General features: G+C 70.0%; 16 protein-coding genes. 15 read left to right on the top strand and 1 reads right to left on the bottom strand.

The annotated features are described in order from the left end of the window. The first annotated feature begins 82 nt into the window (after positions 1–82). The 4 genes from OHS33_RS07430 to prcA all read left to right on the top strand — a co-directional run bounded on the left by OHS33_RS07430 (position 83) and on the right by prcA (position 2519). Entirely contained in the window at positions 83–295 is a 213-nt protein-coding gene (locus OHS33_RS07430; RefSeq protein ID WP_330329580.1) for a ubiquitin-like protein Pup, read from the top strand. Between the two features lie 244 nt (positions 296–539). Continuing rightward, positions 540–920 carry an endonuclease VII domain-containing protein gene (locus OHS33_RS07425; protein ID WP_330329579.1) on the top strand — a complete coding sequence of 127 codons (381 nt, stop codon included), beginning with the start codon at positions 540–542 and terminating at the stop codon, positions 918–920. Continuing rightward, complete coding sequence (gene prcB / locus OHS33_RS07420) at positions 872–1711, top strand: proteasome subunit beta (protein WP_330329578.1); 840 nt, start codon at positions 872–874, stop codon at positions 1709–1711. Before OHS33_RS07425 ends, prcB begins: the two co-directional genes overlap by 49 nt. 46 nt (positions 1712–1757) lie before the next feature. After that, entirely contained in the window at positions 1758–2519 is a 762-nt protein-coding gene (gene prcA / locus OHS33_RS07415) for a proteasome subunit alpha (RefSeq protein WP_330329577.1), read from the top strand. A 67-nt stretch (positions 2520–2586) separates the two neighbouring features. Here prcA and OHS33_RS07410 read toward each other — a convergent pair whose 3' ends face one another. After that, entirely contained in the window at positions 2587–3588 is a 1002-nt protein-coding gene (locus OHS33_RS07410; protein ID WP_330329576.1) for a LacI family DNA-binding transcriptional regulator, read from the bottom strand. Between the two features lie 160 nt (positions 3589–3748). On the opposite strand from OHS33_RS07410, the gene OHS33_RS07405 reads away from it, so the two are divergent. From OHS33_RS07405 to OHS33_RS07355, 11 genes are all read left to right on the top strand, one after another. Beyond that, the gene (locus tag OHS33_RS07405) at positions 3749–5059 is read left to right on the top strand and encodes an MFS transporter (RefSeq protein ID WP_330329575.1); all 1311 of its coding nucleotides are present in this window, start codon (positions 3749–3751) and stop codon (positions 5057–5059) included. 9 nt (positions 5060–5068) lie between these two features. Next, positions 5069–6430 (top strand): Pup--protein ligase, encoded by a 1362-nt coding sequence (pafA, locus tag OHS33_RS07400; protein WP_030016332.1) that lies wholly within the window; start codon positions 5069–5071, stop codon positions 6428–6430. Positions 6431–6585: 155 nt separating this feature from the next. After that, positions 6586–7530 carry an FKBP-type peptidyl-prolyl cis-trans isomerase gene (locus OHS33_RS07395; RefSeq protein WP_330329574.1) on the top strand — a complete coding sequence of 315 codons (945 nt, stop codon included), beginning with the start codon at positions 6586–6588 and terminating at the stop codon, positions 7528–7530. 68 nt (positions 7531–7598) lie between these two features. Continuing rightward, positions 7599–7991, top strand: a complete 393-nt coding sequence (locus OHS33_RS07390; protein WP_330329573.1) for an FKBP-type peptidyl-prolyl cis-trans isomerase — start codon at positions 7599–7601, stop codon at positions 7989–7991. A 151-nt stretch (positions 7992–8142) separates the two neighbouring features. Beyond that, positions 8143–9099 (top strand): helix-turn-helix transcriptional regulator, encoded by a 957-nt coding sequence (locus OHS33_RS07385; RefSeq protein WP_330329572.1) that lies wholly within the window; start codon positions 8143–8145, stop codon positions 9097–9099. A gap of 17 nt (positions 9100–9116) precedes the next feature. Further along, positions 9117–10085, top strand: coding sequence for a helix-turn-helix transcriptional regulator (locus tag OHS33_RS07380; protein WP_330329571.1), 969 nt, complete (start codon positions 9117–9119; stop codon positions 10083–10085). Between the two features lie 29 nt (positions 10086–10114). After that, on the top strand, positions 10115–10387 hold the full coding sequence (locus OHS33_RS07375) for a hypothetical protein (RefSeq protein ID WP_330329570.1): 273 nt from the start codon (positions 10115–10117) through the stop codon (positions 10385–10387). Between the two features lie 129 nt (positions 10388–10516). Next, on the top strand, positions 10517–10714 hold the full coding sequence (locus OHS33_RS07370) for a hypothetical protein (RefSeq protein WP_330329569.1): 198 nt from the start codon (positions 10517–10519) through the stop codon (positions 10712–10714). Between the two features lie 145 nt (positions 10715–10859). Then, on the top strand, positions 10860–11162 hold the full coding sequence (gene tatA, locus OHS33_RS07365) for a Sec-independent protein translocase subunit TatA (protein ID WP_330329568.1): 303 nt from the start codon (positions 10860–10862) through the stop codon (positions 11160–11162). Positions 11163–11209: 47 nt separating this feature from the next. Next, positions 11210–12166: a twin-arginine translocase subunit TatC gene (gene tatC, locus OHS33_RS07360; protein ID WP_330329567.1), complete on the top strand. Its 957-nt coding sequence runs from the start codon at positions 11210–11212 to the stop codon at positions 12164–12166. A gap of 17 nt (positions 12167–12183) precedes the next feature. Further along, positions 12184–13071, top strand: a complete 888-nt coding sequence (locus OHS33_RS07355) for a diacylglycerol kinase (protein ID WP_330329566.1) — start codon at positions 12184–12186, stop codon at positions 13069–13071. The last annotated feature ends 30 nt before the right edge of the window (positions 13072–13101 follow it).

The following is a 13101-nucleotide window of genomic DNA, read 5'->3' as shown; positions in this document are numbered from 1 at the left end:
GACGTAGGGTCTGATCTTGAGGGATCCCGAATTCCCGGGGTCTCTCGACGTGAGCGTGCGAACCGAGCGGGGTGAGGTAGACATGGCGACCAAGGACACCGGCGGCGGACAGCAGAAGGCGACGCGCTCGACCGAGGAGGTCGAGGAGACGACCGCCGAGGCGAGTTCGGACGTCCAGGAGCGGCACGAGAAGCTCTCGGACGACGTCGACTCCGTACTTGACGAGATTGACGATGTCCTAGAGGAGAACGCCGAGGATTTCGTGCGGTCGTTCGTTCAGAAGGGTGGCCAGTGATGGCCGAAGGCGCGGTTTGACCTTCGAATCGAAGGCGGGGCGGGTGGAGCTGAAAAGGTGCGTGCGGTGCGGCGAGACCAAGCCGCGCGCGGCCTTCAGTGTTAAGCGGTCGAACATGGATGGCCTCCAGAAGCACTGCCGGGACTGCGGTACGAGGTACCACCTCAAGGCACCCTTGGTGGAGGCCAGGACGGGCCTTCCGCGTGTGGACGTGCCAGAGGGGCACAAGCTCTGCACACGCTGCGTGGAGGTCAAGCCGCACTCCGAGTACCACCGCAAGGCATCCGCCTCCGATGGTCTCAATACGCGCTGCAAGGCGTGCCGGGCCGCCGAGGGTCGGGCAGGTCACCTCAAGCGCAAGTACGGGATCACCGAGGCCGAGCGTGACCAGATGGTCGCGGATCAAGGTGGTCTCTGCTGCCTCTGTCTCCGTGCTCCGGCCGTGCATGTGGATCACTGCCACAAGACGGGTAGGGTCCGTGGCGTACTTTGCTTCAACTGCAATGCGGGCCTTGGCCTGTTGAAAGAAAATCCCGACCGCATTCTTCGGGCGGCCGAATATCTGGAGGGACACGCGTGGAAGCCAACAATCACGGCACAGGGCGTCTACCGGCAGCCTTCCTGACGCCGGGGTCCTCCTCCTTCATGGACTTCCTGGGCGCGCACTCGCCCGAGATGCTGCCGGGGAACCGGACGCTGCCGGAGGGGATCGTGCAGGCGCCGCACGGGACGACGATCGTCGCGGCGACCTTCCCCGGCGGGGTCGTGCTCGCCGGTGACCGGCGGGCGACCATGGGGAACATGATCGCCCAGCGGGACATCGAGAAGGTGTTCCCGGCCGACGAGTACTCCGCGGTGGGCATCGCGGGTACGGCCGGTCTGGCCGTGGAGATGGTCAAGCTGTTCCAGCTGGAGCTGGAGCACTTCGAGAAGGTCGAGGGCGCGACCCTCTCCCTGGAGGGCAAGGCGAACCGCCTCTCCACCATGATCCGCAGCAATCTCGGCATGGCCATGCAGGGCCTCGCCGTCGTCCCGCTGTTCGCCGGCTGGGACGAGGCCAAGGAGCGGGGCCGGATCTTCACCTACGACGTGACCGGCGGGCGCTCCGAGGAGCACGGCTACGCCGCGACCGGTTCGGGTTCGATCTTCGCCCGGGGTTCGATGAAGAAGCTGTACCGCGAGGACCTGACGGAGCAGCAGGCGACGACCCTGGTCGTCCAGGCGTTGTACGACGCCGCTGACGACGACTCGGCGACCGGTGGTCCGGACATGGCCCGCCGGATCTTCCCGATCGTCACCGTGATGACCGACGAGGGGTTCCGCAGGCTCACCGACGACGAGTCGGCGGAGCTGGCCCGCGCGGTCACCGAGCACCGCCTGACGCAGCCCGACGGGCCGCGCGCCGCCCTGCTCTGACCATCCGTAGCCCTGTAGAAGACCGGAAGAAAGGGACGGACAGCCGGTGTCGACTCCGTTCTATGTGTCACCCCAGCAGGCCATGGCGGACCGTGCGGAGTACGCGCGCAAGGGCATCGCCCGCGGTCGCAGCCTCGTCGTGCTGCAGTACGCCGACGGCATTGTGTTCGTCGGTGAGAACCCGTCCCGCGCGCTGCACAAGTTCAGCGAGATCTATGACCGCATCGGTTTCGCGGCGGCGGGGAAGTACAACGAGTACGAGAACCTGCGGATCGGTGGTGTGCGCTACGCGGATCTGCGCGGGTACACCTATGACCGTGAGGACGTGACGGCCCGTGGGCTGGCGAACGTCTACGCGCAGACGCTGGGCACGATCTTCTCCAGTGCGGGTGAGAAGCCGTACGAGGTGGAGCTGGTGGTCGCGGAGGTGGGTGCGACGGCGTCCGGTGACCAGATCTACCGGCTGCCGCACGACGGTTCGATCGTGGATGAGCACGGTTCGGTCGCGGTCGGTGGCAATGCCGAGCAGATCAGTACGTTCCTGGATCAGCGTCACCAGGACGGGATGACGCTGGCGGAGGCGTTGAAGCTGGCGGTGCAGGCGTTGTCGAGCCAGGCCAACGGGACGGACCGGGAGATTCCGGCGGACCGGCTGGAGGTGGCGGTGCTGGACCGGACGCGGGCGCAGCAGCGGAAGTTCAAGCGGATCCGTGGCCGTCAGCTGTCGCGTCTGCTGGAGGCGGATGTTCCGGCGGCGGCGCAGGTGGATGCCGTGTCGAATGATGAGGAGCCGGAGGACGCCGAGTAGGCGTTCGCGGTCGTCCGGCCGGTGCCCCGGTCCGCCTCTGGTGAGGTGGGCCGGGGCACCGGTGCGTTCAGGTGCCGTGGGGCGGGGGTGCGGTGGAGTCGCGTACGACGAGGGTGACGGGGAGGTCGGGGGCGTTCCAGGGGGTGCCGTCGAGGACGGCGAGGAGGGCGCTCATGCCGTGTTCGCCGACGCGTTCGGCGGGGAGGCTGATGGTGGTGAGTTCGGGTTCGACGGCGGTGGCGAGGGCGAGGTCGTCGAAGCCGGTGACGGAGAGGTCGTCGGGGACGCGCAGGCCGAGGCGGCGGGCGGCTTTGCAGGCGCCGGCGGCGAGGATGTCGTCGTCGCAGATGATGGCGGTGGGCCGGTCCTGGGGGGTGGCCAGGGCGGCTTCGGTGGCGGCTCTGGCGGCGTCGACGCTGAGGGCGGAGCGTACGGTGCGCAGCTGGGCGCGGGGGCCCAGGTGGCGGCTGAGGGCTTCGGCGCGGACGTGGAAGGTCCAGGAGTCGATGGCGGAGGCGAGGTGGAGGTAGCGGTGGTGGCCGAGGGCGTGGAGGTGTTCGGTGACCTGGCGCATGCCGTCGGCGATGGCGAGGTTGACGTGGGCGGCGGCGTGGCCTGAGGTGGGGTCGCTGTCGAGCATGACGAGGGGGAGGCCGTCGCCGCCGAGGGCTTCGAGGGCGTGGGCGGCCATGGAGGAGGCGATGACTCCGTCGAGGGCGGCGCGGGCGGAGGCGAAGGGGTCGCGGGCGGGGCCGGTGCCGTCGGGGGAGGGGTAGAGGACGACGCCGAAGCCGTGTTCGGCGGCGATGCGGGCGGCTCCGGTGTAGACGCGGGCGAAGAATTCGTTGGTGAGGGCGGGGACGACGAGGAGGGCGGTGCGGGTGCTGCCGAGGCGGAGGTTGCGGGCGGCGAGGTTGGGGCGGTAGCCGAGGTGGGCGGCGCTTTCGCGGACGTGGGCGGCGGTGCGTTCGGAGACGCGGCCGCGCCATTTGTCGCCGAGGACGAGGGAGACGGTGGCCTGGGAGACCCCGGCGGCGTGGGCGACGTCGCGGCTGGTGGGTCTCGTCACGCGGGGCTCCTGTGGTGGGTGGCCGGGTGGGCCTCGGGCGGGCTGCCGTGGGGTGGCCGTCGCGGGTCGTGGGGTGGACCCCTGGACTGTGGTCATGGTACGTATTACCCGTCACGTTATACGTATTACCCCGGCTGGATCCGGGCGGAAAGGGGCGGACATGGCCGCGGGATACGCGGAGCTGCTCAGGACCCGGCATGCGGCGAGGCTGCTGGTGGGGACCCTGATAGGCAGGCTGCCCAACGGCACCGCTCCGATCGCGATCGTGCTGTTCACCCGGGCCGAGGGTGGCAGCTACAGCCTCGCGGGGGCCCTGGCGGCGGTGTACGGGGTGGCGAACGCGGTGGGTCAGCCATTGCTGGGGCGGGCGGTGGACCTGTTCGGGCAGCCGCGGATCCAGCTGCCGGCCGCGCTGGTCTCGGCGCTGGGCATGGTGTGGCTGGCTCTGGCGGGCACGGGGTCGGCGTTCTCGGCGTACGCGGCCGTGGTGGTGGCGGGGCTCTTCACGCCGCCGCTGGAGGGCGGGTTGCGGGCGCTGTGGCCGGGGGTGCTGGGCGGCAAGGAGGAGCGGGTGCACGCCGCGTACGCGATGGACGCGGTGGCGCAGGAGGTGATGTTCACGGTCGGTCCGCTGCTGGTGACGCTGTTCGTCGCGCTGTGGGATCCGGCGGTGGCGCTGCTGGTGATCAATGCGATCGGGGTGCTGGGCGCGCTGTCCGTGGTGGTGAGCGAGCCTTCTCGTGCCTGGCGTTCCGCGCCGCGCGAGGCGCACTGGCTGGGGGCGCTGCGTTCGCGCGGGCTGCTGGCGTTGCTGGGTGCTTTCTTCTTCGTGGGGACGGCGCTGGGTTCGATCACGGTGGCGGGGGTCGCGTACGCCGACGGGCACGGTGGTCAGGCGGTGTACGGGTGGCTGATGGCGGCGCTGGGGCTGGGTGCGCTGGTGGGTGGTGTGCTCTACGGCGCCCGGCACTGGCCGGGTGCGCCCGAGCGGCGGCTGCGGGTGCTGGTGGCGTTGCTGGCGGTGTGTTATCTGCCGCTGATGCTGGTTCCGGGTGCGGTGGCGATGACGGCGCTGGCGGCGTTGGCCGGGGTGTTCCTGGCGCCGGCGATCGCGTGTGCGTTCATCGTGGTGGACCGGCACGCTCCGACGGGGACGGTGACGGAGGCGTTCTCCTGGCTGGTGACGTTCTTCGGGGTGGGCGCCGCGATCGGTACGGCGGTGGCGGGTCCGGCGGTGGAGCTGGGGGGTACGGCGTCCGGTTTCGCGGTGGCGAGCGTGGCGGGGGCGGCGGCGCTGCTGGTGCTGATGACCACTCAGCGGGTGCTGGCCGCGCCCGCGTCCGGGGCTGGTGGGAGTGCTTCCGGCGGGGCCTCCGGTGGGGCCTCCGGCGGGGTGCCTGACGGGGCCTCGGATGAAAATGATCGGAACGCCGCTCTCGAACTCGGTTTCAGAACACAGCAGAAGGCGTAATGTTCAGTCATGGACCGCCGCATTTTCGGGCTGGAGAACGAGTACGGCGTCACGTGCACGTTCAGGGGACAGCGCCGACTGTCTCCTGACGAAGTGGCGCGCTACCTCTTCCGCCGTGTCGTCTCATGGGGCCGCAGCAGCAATGTCTTCCTGCGGAACGGCGCCCGCCTGTACCTCGATGTGGGTTCGCATCCGGAATATGCAACTCCCGAATGCGACAACGTGACCGAACTGGTCACCCACGACAAGGCCGGCGAGCGCATTCTCGAAGGTCTGCTCGTCGACGCCGAACGCCGCCTGCACGAGGAGGGAATCGCGGGCGACGTCTACCTCTTCAAGAACAACACCGACTCGGCGGGCAATTCGTACGGCTGCCACGAGAACTACCTGGTGGCCCGGCACGGAGAATTCTCCCGCCTGGCGGACATCCTCATTCCGTTCCTCGTCACGCGCCAGCTGATCTGTGGTGCGGGCAAGGTACTGCAGACCCCCCGGGGCGCGGTCTACTGCGTGAGTCAGCGGGCCGAGCACATCTGGGAGGGCGTCAGTTCCGCGACGACCCGGTCGCGGCCCATCATCAACACCAGGGACGAGCCGCACGCGGACGCCGAGCGTTACCGGCGCCTGCATGTGATCGTCGGCGACTCGAACATGTCCGAGACGACGATGCTGCTGAAGGTCGGCGCGACCGATCTGGTGCTGCGCATGATCGAGGCGGGCACGGTGATGCGTGACCTGACGCTGGAGAACCCGATCCGGGCGATCCGGGAGGTCAGCCACGACATCACGGGGCAGCGCAAGGTGCGTCTGGCCAGTGGCCGGGAGGCCTCGGCGCTGGAGATCCAGCGGGAGTACTACGACAAGGCCGTGGACTTCGCCGAGCGGCGGGGCATCCGCACCGGGGTGGTCGACCAGGTCCTGGAGCTGTGGGGCCGTACGCTCGACGCGATCGACGCGGAGGATCTGGACCGGATCGGCACGGAGATCGACTGGGTCATGAAGTACCAGCTGATCGAGCGGTACCGGGCCAAGCACAACATGACCATGTCGAACCCGCGGGTCGCTCAGATAGACCTCGCGTATCACGACATCCACCGGCGGCGCGGTCTGTACTACCTGCTGGAGCGCAAGGGGCAGGCGGCGCGGATCTGCAACGACCTCAAGATCTTCGAGGGGAAGTCGGTGCCGCCGCAGACGACGCGGGCGCGGTTGCGCGGTGACTTCATCCGGCGGGCGCAGGAGCAGCGGCGGGACTTCACCGTCGACTGGGTGCACCTGAAGCTGAACGACCAGGCGCAGCGCACGGTGCTGTGCAAGGACCCGTTCCGGTCGGTGGACGACCGGGTGGAGAAGCTGATCGCCGGGATGTGATCCCGGTATGTGATCCGGGTGTCGTCGTGGGGGTGACCGCGCGGCGGGATCTTGCAGTGTGACATCTCACGGGCCCCGTACGTCTCTCGTACGGGGCCCGGTGCACGCCTTAGAGTTGGCGGCGACCGATGTGCCGTCTGAGATCTGAGGAACACGTGCGCCGAATTGCCGGCCTGCTTGTCGTCCCCCTTCTGCTGCTGTCGACAGCGGCCTGTGGCAGCGACGACAAGGGCTCCGACTCCGCCGAGATGAAGAACGGGGTGCCCGCGATCACGAAGGGCGCCAAGTTCGGGGAAGAACCCACCCTCTCGAAGGGCAAGGGAACCCCGCCCAAGGAACTGAAGGCGGAGGTGCTCAGCGAGGGCAAGGGCCCGGCGCTGAAGAAGGGTGACGCGGCGCAGGTGAACTACCTGGGCCAGGTCTGGGACAGTGCGGAGCCGTTCGACAAGAGCTTCGGCCGCCCGGCCCCCTTCGACCTGACCATCGGTGCGGGCGGCGTCATCAAGGGCTGGGACCAGGGTCTCGAAGGCAAGAAGGTCGGCAGCCGTGTCGAGCTGGTGATCCCGCCCGCGCTCGGTTACGGCGAGACGGGTTCCGGCGACAAGATCAAGCCGAACGCGACGCTGGTCTTCGTCGTCGACATCGTCAAGGGGATCAGCATCCCGGCTTCGGCCACGGGCAAGGAAGTCCCCCAGGACAACAAGGACCTGCCCAAGATCGGTACGAACACGGACGGCAAGGAGGTGTCGGTCGCGGTTCCCAAGGACGTGACCCCGCCCGCCAAGCTGGTCTCGGAGTACGTGCTGGAGGGTGACGGCGCGGTCGTGAAGGACAGCGACAGCGTGGCGGTCCGGTTCAACGGCAAGACGTGGAAGGACGACAAGACCTTCGAAAGCACGTACACCACCGGCACGTCGGTGACCTGGCCGATGGCCCAGATGTCGGTGAAGGGCCTCAAGGACGGCATCGTCGGCAAGAAGGTCGGCAGCCGCCTCCTGCTGGTGATCCCGCCGGGCGACGGCTTCGGTGACAAGGAGCAGGGCACCATCCCGGCGAACTCGACGCTGGTCTTCAGCCTCGACATCGTCGCCGTGACCTGAGACGTGATGTAAGACTTGTCCGGTTGCCCCCCGGCCTCCGCCGGGAGGTGCCCCCCTTGTTCGTACGTATGAGGAGCAGTTCCGTGAGCGACAAGCTCGAGAAGCCCGAGATCGATTTCCCCGGCGGCGATGTCCCCACCGACCTCGTGATCGAGGACATCTGGCTGGGCGACGGAGCCGAGGCCAAGGCTGGCTCCAACATCAAGGTCCACTACGTGGGCGTCGCGTTCTCCACCGGCGAGGAGTTCGACGCCTCGTGGAACCGTGGTGAGCCGCTTCCGTTCACCCTCGGTGTCGGTCAGGTCATCAAGGGCTGGGACCAGGGTGTCCAGGGCATGAAGGTCGGCGGCCGTCGCAAGCTGACGATCCCGGCCCACCTCGCCTACGGCGACCGTGGCGCGGGCCGGGCGATCAAGCCGGGCGAGACGCTGATCTTCGTGTGCGACCTGATGGCCGCCTGATCCACCGGCAGTCACGTGTGAGGGGCCCCCGCCGTTCGGCGGGGGCCCCTCACACGTGTCCGCACTGATGCCCTCACTTTTGCCGACGGGGCCCAGGGCGGTACGGTCAACGGTCACGAGTGTGTCGTGGGAGATCGGGGGAAGGGCGTCGATGGCGATTGCCAAGGCCGAGCGGCTGATGAACCTGGCGCTGTGTCTGCTGGGGACGCGCCGGCCGCTCAGCAAGCGCGAGTTGCGGGGGTCCATCGAGGCCTATCTGGAAGCCGGCAACGACGAATCCTTCAACCGGATGTTCGAGCGGGACAAGGACGATCTGCGCGAGCTGGGTCTGGTCATCGAGACCGTCGAGAGCCTCGACGGGGACATCGGTTACCTGGCCCGCCGTGACAGCAACCGGCTGCCCGCCGTGTCCCTGGACGCGGAGGAGGCGGCCGCGCTGGGCGTGGCCGCCAAGGTGTGGCAGCAGGCCCGTCTCGCGGGTGCGGCCAGTGGCGCGCTGCAGAAGCTGCGGGCCGGGGGCATGCCGGAGGCGGGGGACCCGTACGACGGCCAGCACAGTGCGATCGAGCCGCGCATCCCGGTCCACGAGGCGGCCTTCGAGCCGCTGATGCTGGCCTGCCGGGACCGGCGGCCGGTGGTCTTCGACTACCGCAAGTCCAATGCGGCGCACCCGGCGACCCGCCAGGTGGAGCCGTGGGCGCTGGAGTGCTGGCGCGGTCACTGGTACCTCGCCGGGTTCGACCGGGACCGCGGGGCGGAGCGGGTGTTCCGGCTCTCCCGGATCACCGGCAAGGTGCGTTCGCGGGCCGGGAAGTACACGGCCGAGGTGCCGGACGTGGTGACGGTGCGGGAGACCGTGGCGAGCTGGGCCGGGGACACCGCGGACCGCTCGGCGCTGATCCGGCTGCGGGCGGGCGCGGGTTACCCGCTGCGGGCCCGGGCCACTGCCGTGCGCGAGGGCGCCGACGGCTGGGACGAGCTGGAGATCCCGTACGGTCACGGGCTGGACGCCTGGCTCGTGGAGTTCGGGCCGGACGTGGTGGTGGTGGAGCCCGCGGACCTGCGGGCCGATGTGGTGGACCGGCTGCGCGCCGTGGCCAAAGGCTGAGGGGGACACGTACCAGCATGGCTGCCAACGCCATTGACCAGACCCGACGGATGCTGTCGCTGGTGACCTATCTGCGCGAGCGCCCCGGGGCGCACGTCGCGGACGTCGCGCGCGCCTTCGGGATCACGGAGGACGAGCTGATCTCGGACCTCGACGTGCTGCCCATGTGCGGTACGAGCTTCCGCGGCGGGGACCTGCTCGACATCGACACCGACGGCGAGCGCATCTGGTGGCGCAACCCGGACGCGTCGGGGGAGTCGACCGCCGAGCCGCTGCGGCTGGCCGCCGACGAGGCCACGGCGCTGCTGGTGGCCGCGCGCGCGGTCGCCACCCTGCCGGGGCTGCGGGAGAGCGACCGGGACGCGCTGCTGCGGGCCACCGCGAAGCTGGAGGCCGCGGCGGGCGAGGTGGCCGGGGCCAGCTCGCGGCTGTCGGTGACCTTCGAATCGGAGGGCGGGGTCTTCGCGGACGTCGACCGGGCGATCGCGGAGCGCCGCCGGGTGTGGCTGCGGTACTACTCGCCGGCCCGGGACGAGCTGACCGAGCGGACCGTGGACCCGATCCGGCTGTTCGCGGTGGGGCACACCTACATGGAGGGGTGGTGCCACCTCTCGGAGGCCCGGCGCACCTTCCGGCTCGACCGGGTCGCCGAGATCCGGCTGCTGGACGAGCGGGCGGAGCCGCCGGCGATCGAGCCGCGCGACCTGTCCGTGGGTCTCGTACAGCCCGCGGCGGGGGATCCCGAGGTCGTGATCGAGGTGGGGCCCGGTGGCCGCTGGGTCGCCGAGTACTACCCGCACGACAGCGCGGAGGAGCTGGCGGACGGGGGGCTGCGGATCACCCTGCGCACCCCCGATCCGGCGTCGCTGCGCCGGCTGGGCCTGCGGCTCGGCGGGGACGGGCGGATCGTGTCGCCCGCCGCCGTGTCGGACAGTGCGCGCCGGGCGGCGCGCGAGGCACTGGCCGGGTACGGAGAAGAGGTCTGAGGACCGCGACCGAGGGGGATCGCCGCACGATGTCAGTCACCTCCACGCCCGGCACCGCCGTGCCCGCCGCGCCGACGGCGTCCGCCGACGGTCCGGTCAGCTTCAAGGCGGCCTGTCCCGAGTGCCGGGGCCGCTTCGAGCTGACGGCGGGCGCGCTGCGCCTGGCCATCGGCGCCAGCCGTCGCACCACCTTCTACTCCTTCACCTGCCCCGACTGCGGGGCGGCGGTGCGCAAGCACGCCGGTGAGCGGATCATCGAGCTGCTGACCGGTGGTGGCGTGAGCACCCTGCGCAGCGTGTAGCGCGGGGGCGGGGCGTACCGGGGCGGGGGCCGGGGCTCCGCTCGACGGCCGGTGGACGGCGTGTCGCTCGTGGCCGGGCGCCGCGCCCTGCCGGAGTCCGTGGGCGGGGTACGCGCTAGGCTCGGCCCCATGCTGTGGCCGATGCTCGCAATTGCCCTGGGTTTCCTCGGGGTCGCCGTCCTCGCCGTGCTCGCCGTGCGGGTGTTCGCCGAGGTCCGCAGGCTCTCGGGGCAGGTCGCCGAGGCCAGCCGGAGGATCGCGGACGCATCGGGCGAACTGGAGCGCGCGAGCACCGATCTGGCCCGTGCGGGCCGGTCCGTGCCCTAGACGCGCGTAATCACAGGGGCCCCGGGGGATTGCCGGGCGTTAACCCCTGGGGGTTACGATCCTTGTCAGAGCGGTTTCCGGATTCCTGTCCCGGACCGCCGCCTCCTTACGACCAGCCGATTCGGTGAGAAGGAAGTCAGACGTTATGGGCAATCTGAAGCCTCTTGAGATCCTCCTGATCATCGCCGTGATCTTCCTGCTGTTCGGTGCGAAGAAGCTGCCGGACATGGCCCGCTCGCTGGGCAAGTCCGCCCGCATCCTCAAGAGCGAGGCCAAGGCGATGAAGAAGGAGGGCGAGGCCGAGGACGCCGCCGCGGCTGCCGCCGCCGCGCCCGCGGCCCCCGCCGACCAGGCCCCGCAGACGGCTCCGCGCACCATCCAGGCCGCGCCCGGTGACGTCACCAGCGCCCGTCCGGTCAGCGAGCCGAACCGCTCCACCCAGGCCTGACCCCCACGGGTCGCGTCAGTCATCTGCAACGAGCCAAGGGACCTGGGTTGCTCAAGTCTGCCCGAAAGCAGGAGAAGAGGGAGAAGGACGCCGAAGGGCGGATGCCTCTCATCGAGCACCTGCGTGAGCTGAGAAACCGCCTGCTGAAGGCGGTCGTGGCGATCCTCGTGATCACCATTGTGGCGGCCTTCTACTACAAGCATCTGATCGACTTCATGCTGAAGCCGATGCTGGATTCTGTGGGCTGTACCAACGGGGTGGTCTCGCAGCGAAACGGCCGGCCCTGCGCCGACATGACCGTGAACGGTCTCATCGCGCCGTTCTCGATCGCCTTGAAGGTCTCCCTCACCGCGGGCGTGGTGCTCTCCGCCCCGGTCTGGCTCTACCAGCTCTGGGCCTTCGTGGCTCCGGGCCTGCACAACCACGAGAAGCGGTACGCGATCGGGTTCGTGGCGGTCGGCGCGCCGCTCTTCGGCACCGGCGCGGTGCTCGCGTACAAGATCCTGCCGCAGACCGCGCAGATCCTGCTGGAGTTCACGCCCGACAACGCGCGCAACCTGCTGCCCGTCGACGACTACCTCGACCTGGTCACGCGCATGGTCGTCGTCTTCGGTCTGGCCTTCGAGCTGCCGCTGCTGCTGATCCTGCTGAACGTCACCGGGGTGCTCACCGCGAAGCGGCTGGCGAGCTGGTGGCGGATCATGGTCCTCGGCATCACGATCTTCGCGGCGTTCGCGACGCCCACCGGCGATCCGCTCACGATGATGTCGCTCGCCTCGCCGATCATCGGCCTCTACTTCATCGCGCTGGGCATCTGCATGCTGAACGACCGCAGGCGCAAGCGCAGGAACCCCGACGCGGACCTCGACGACGACGAGGCCTCGCGGCTGGACCTGACCCCGGCGCCCGTCGGCGAGATCGAGCAGGTCGCACCGCCCGCCGCACTGCCCGGCCAGGACGACGGCGGACGCCAGCGGATCAACGGTTACGACGACGCCACCTGACGGGTAGATTCCGCGGGGTGATGGCAGAGATCACCCTCTTCGTCAATCCCACCGCCGGACGCGGCCGGGGCGCGCACGCCGCGCAGCCGGCCGCTTCCGCGCTCCGGGAGGCAGGTTTCTCGGTGCGGACGGTCGTCGGCACCGATGCCGCGGACGCCCTGGTCCGGCTGCGCGCGGCCGTCCGCGAGGGGACCGGTGCGGTGATCGCGGTCGGCGGGGACGGGATGGTCTCGCTGGCCCTGCAGGCCGTGGCGGGCACGCTGGTGCCCCTCGGGGTGGTCGCGGTGGGCACCGGCAACGATTTCGCGCGGGCGACGGGGCTGCCCGTACGGGCGCCCGCCGAGGCCGGCCGGCTGGCGGCGCGGGTCCTCAAGGAGGGCCGGTTCCGGGAGATCGACCTGGGGCGGGTGGCCGGGCGCTGGTACGGGACGGTGCTGTGCTCCGGCTTCGACTCGCGGGTCAACGACCGGGGCAACCGGATGCGCTGGCCGGTGGGGCGCTTCAAGTACGACCTGGCGATGCTCGCCGAGCTGGCGGCCTTCCGGCCCTTCCCCTACCGGATCACCCTGGACGACGGCCCGGTCATCGAGACCGAGGCCACGCTGGTGGCCGTCGGCAACGGGTCCTCGTACGGCGGCGGGATGCGGATCTGCCCGGACGCGCGGCCCGACGACGGGCTCTTCGACGTCACCGTGGTCGGCGACTGCTCCCGGTCCACCCTGCTGAAGGTCTTCCCGAGGGTCTACAAGGGAACGCACACCGGTCACCCGAAGGTGAGCGTCCACCGGGCCGCGAAGGTGACCGTGGAGTCCGCGGGGATCACCGCCTACGCGGACGGGGAGCCGGTGGGGCCGCTGCCCGTGACCGCGGAGTGCGTGCCCGCTGCGGTGCGGCTCCTGTCATAAAGATCGCGCTTGTTGTCAGAGGGGGCGGGT

Source organism: Streptomyces sp. NBC_00536 (assembly GCF_036346295.1).
Lineage (GTDB): Bacteria > Actinomycetota > Actinomycetes > Streptomycetales > Streptomycetaceae > Streptomyces.
The sequence above is the reverse complement of the archived record's forward strand: the minus strand, read 5'-3'. Positions and strand labels throughout refer to the sequence as shown.

Coding starts and splice junctions, on each gene's coding strand:
- OHS33_RS07370 (WP_330329569.1), top strand. CDS start 10,517: ATGCTGTGGCCGATGCTCGCAATTGCCCTGGGTTTCCTCGGGGTCGCC.
- OHS33_RS07380 (WP_330329571.1), top strand. CDS start 9,117: ATGGCTGCCAACGCCATTGACCAGACCCGACGGATGCTGTCGCTGGTG.
- OHS33_RS07405 (WP_330329575.1), top strand. CDS start 3,749: ATGGCCGCGGGATACGCGGAGCTGCTCAGGACCCGGCATGCGGCGAGG.
- OHS33_RS07375 (WP_330329570.1), top strand. CDS start 10,115: ATGTCAGTCACCTCCACGCCCGGCACCGCCGTGCCCGCCGCGCCGACG.
- pafA (WP_030016332.1), top strand. CDS start 5,069: ATGGACCGCCGCATTTTCGGGCTGGAGAACGAGTACGGCGTCACGTGC.
- OHS33_RS07385 (WP_330329572.1), top strand. CDS start 8,143: ATGGCGATTGCCAAGGCCGAGCGGCTGATGAACCTGGCGCTGTGTCTG.
- OHS33_RS07390 (WP_330329573.1), top strand. CDS start 7,599: ATGAGGAGCAGTTCCGTGAGCGACAAGCTCGAGAAGCCCGAGATCGAT.
- OHS33_RS07430 (WP_330329580.1), top strand. CDS start 83: ATGGCGACCAAGGACACCGGCGGCGGACAGCAGAAGGCGACGCGCTCG.
- tatA (WP_330329568.1), top strand. CDS start 10,860: ATGGGCAATCTGAAGCCTCTTGAGATCCTCCTGATCATCGCCGTGATC.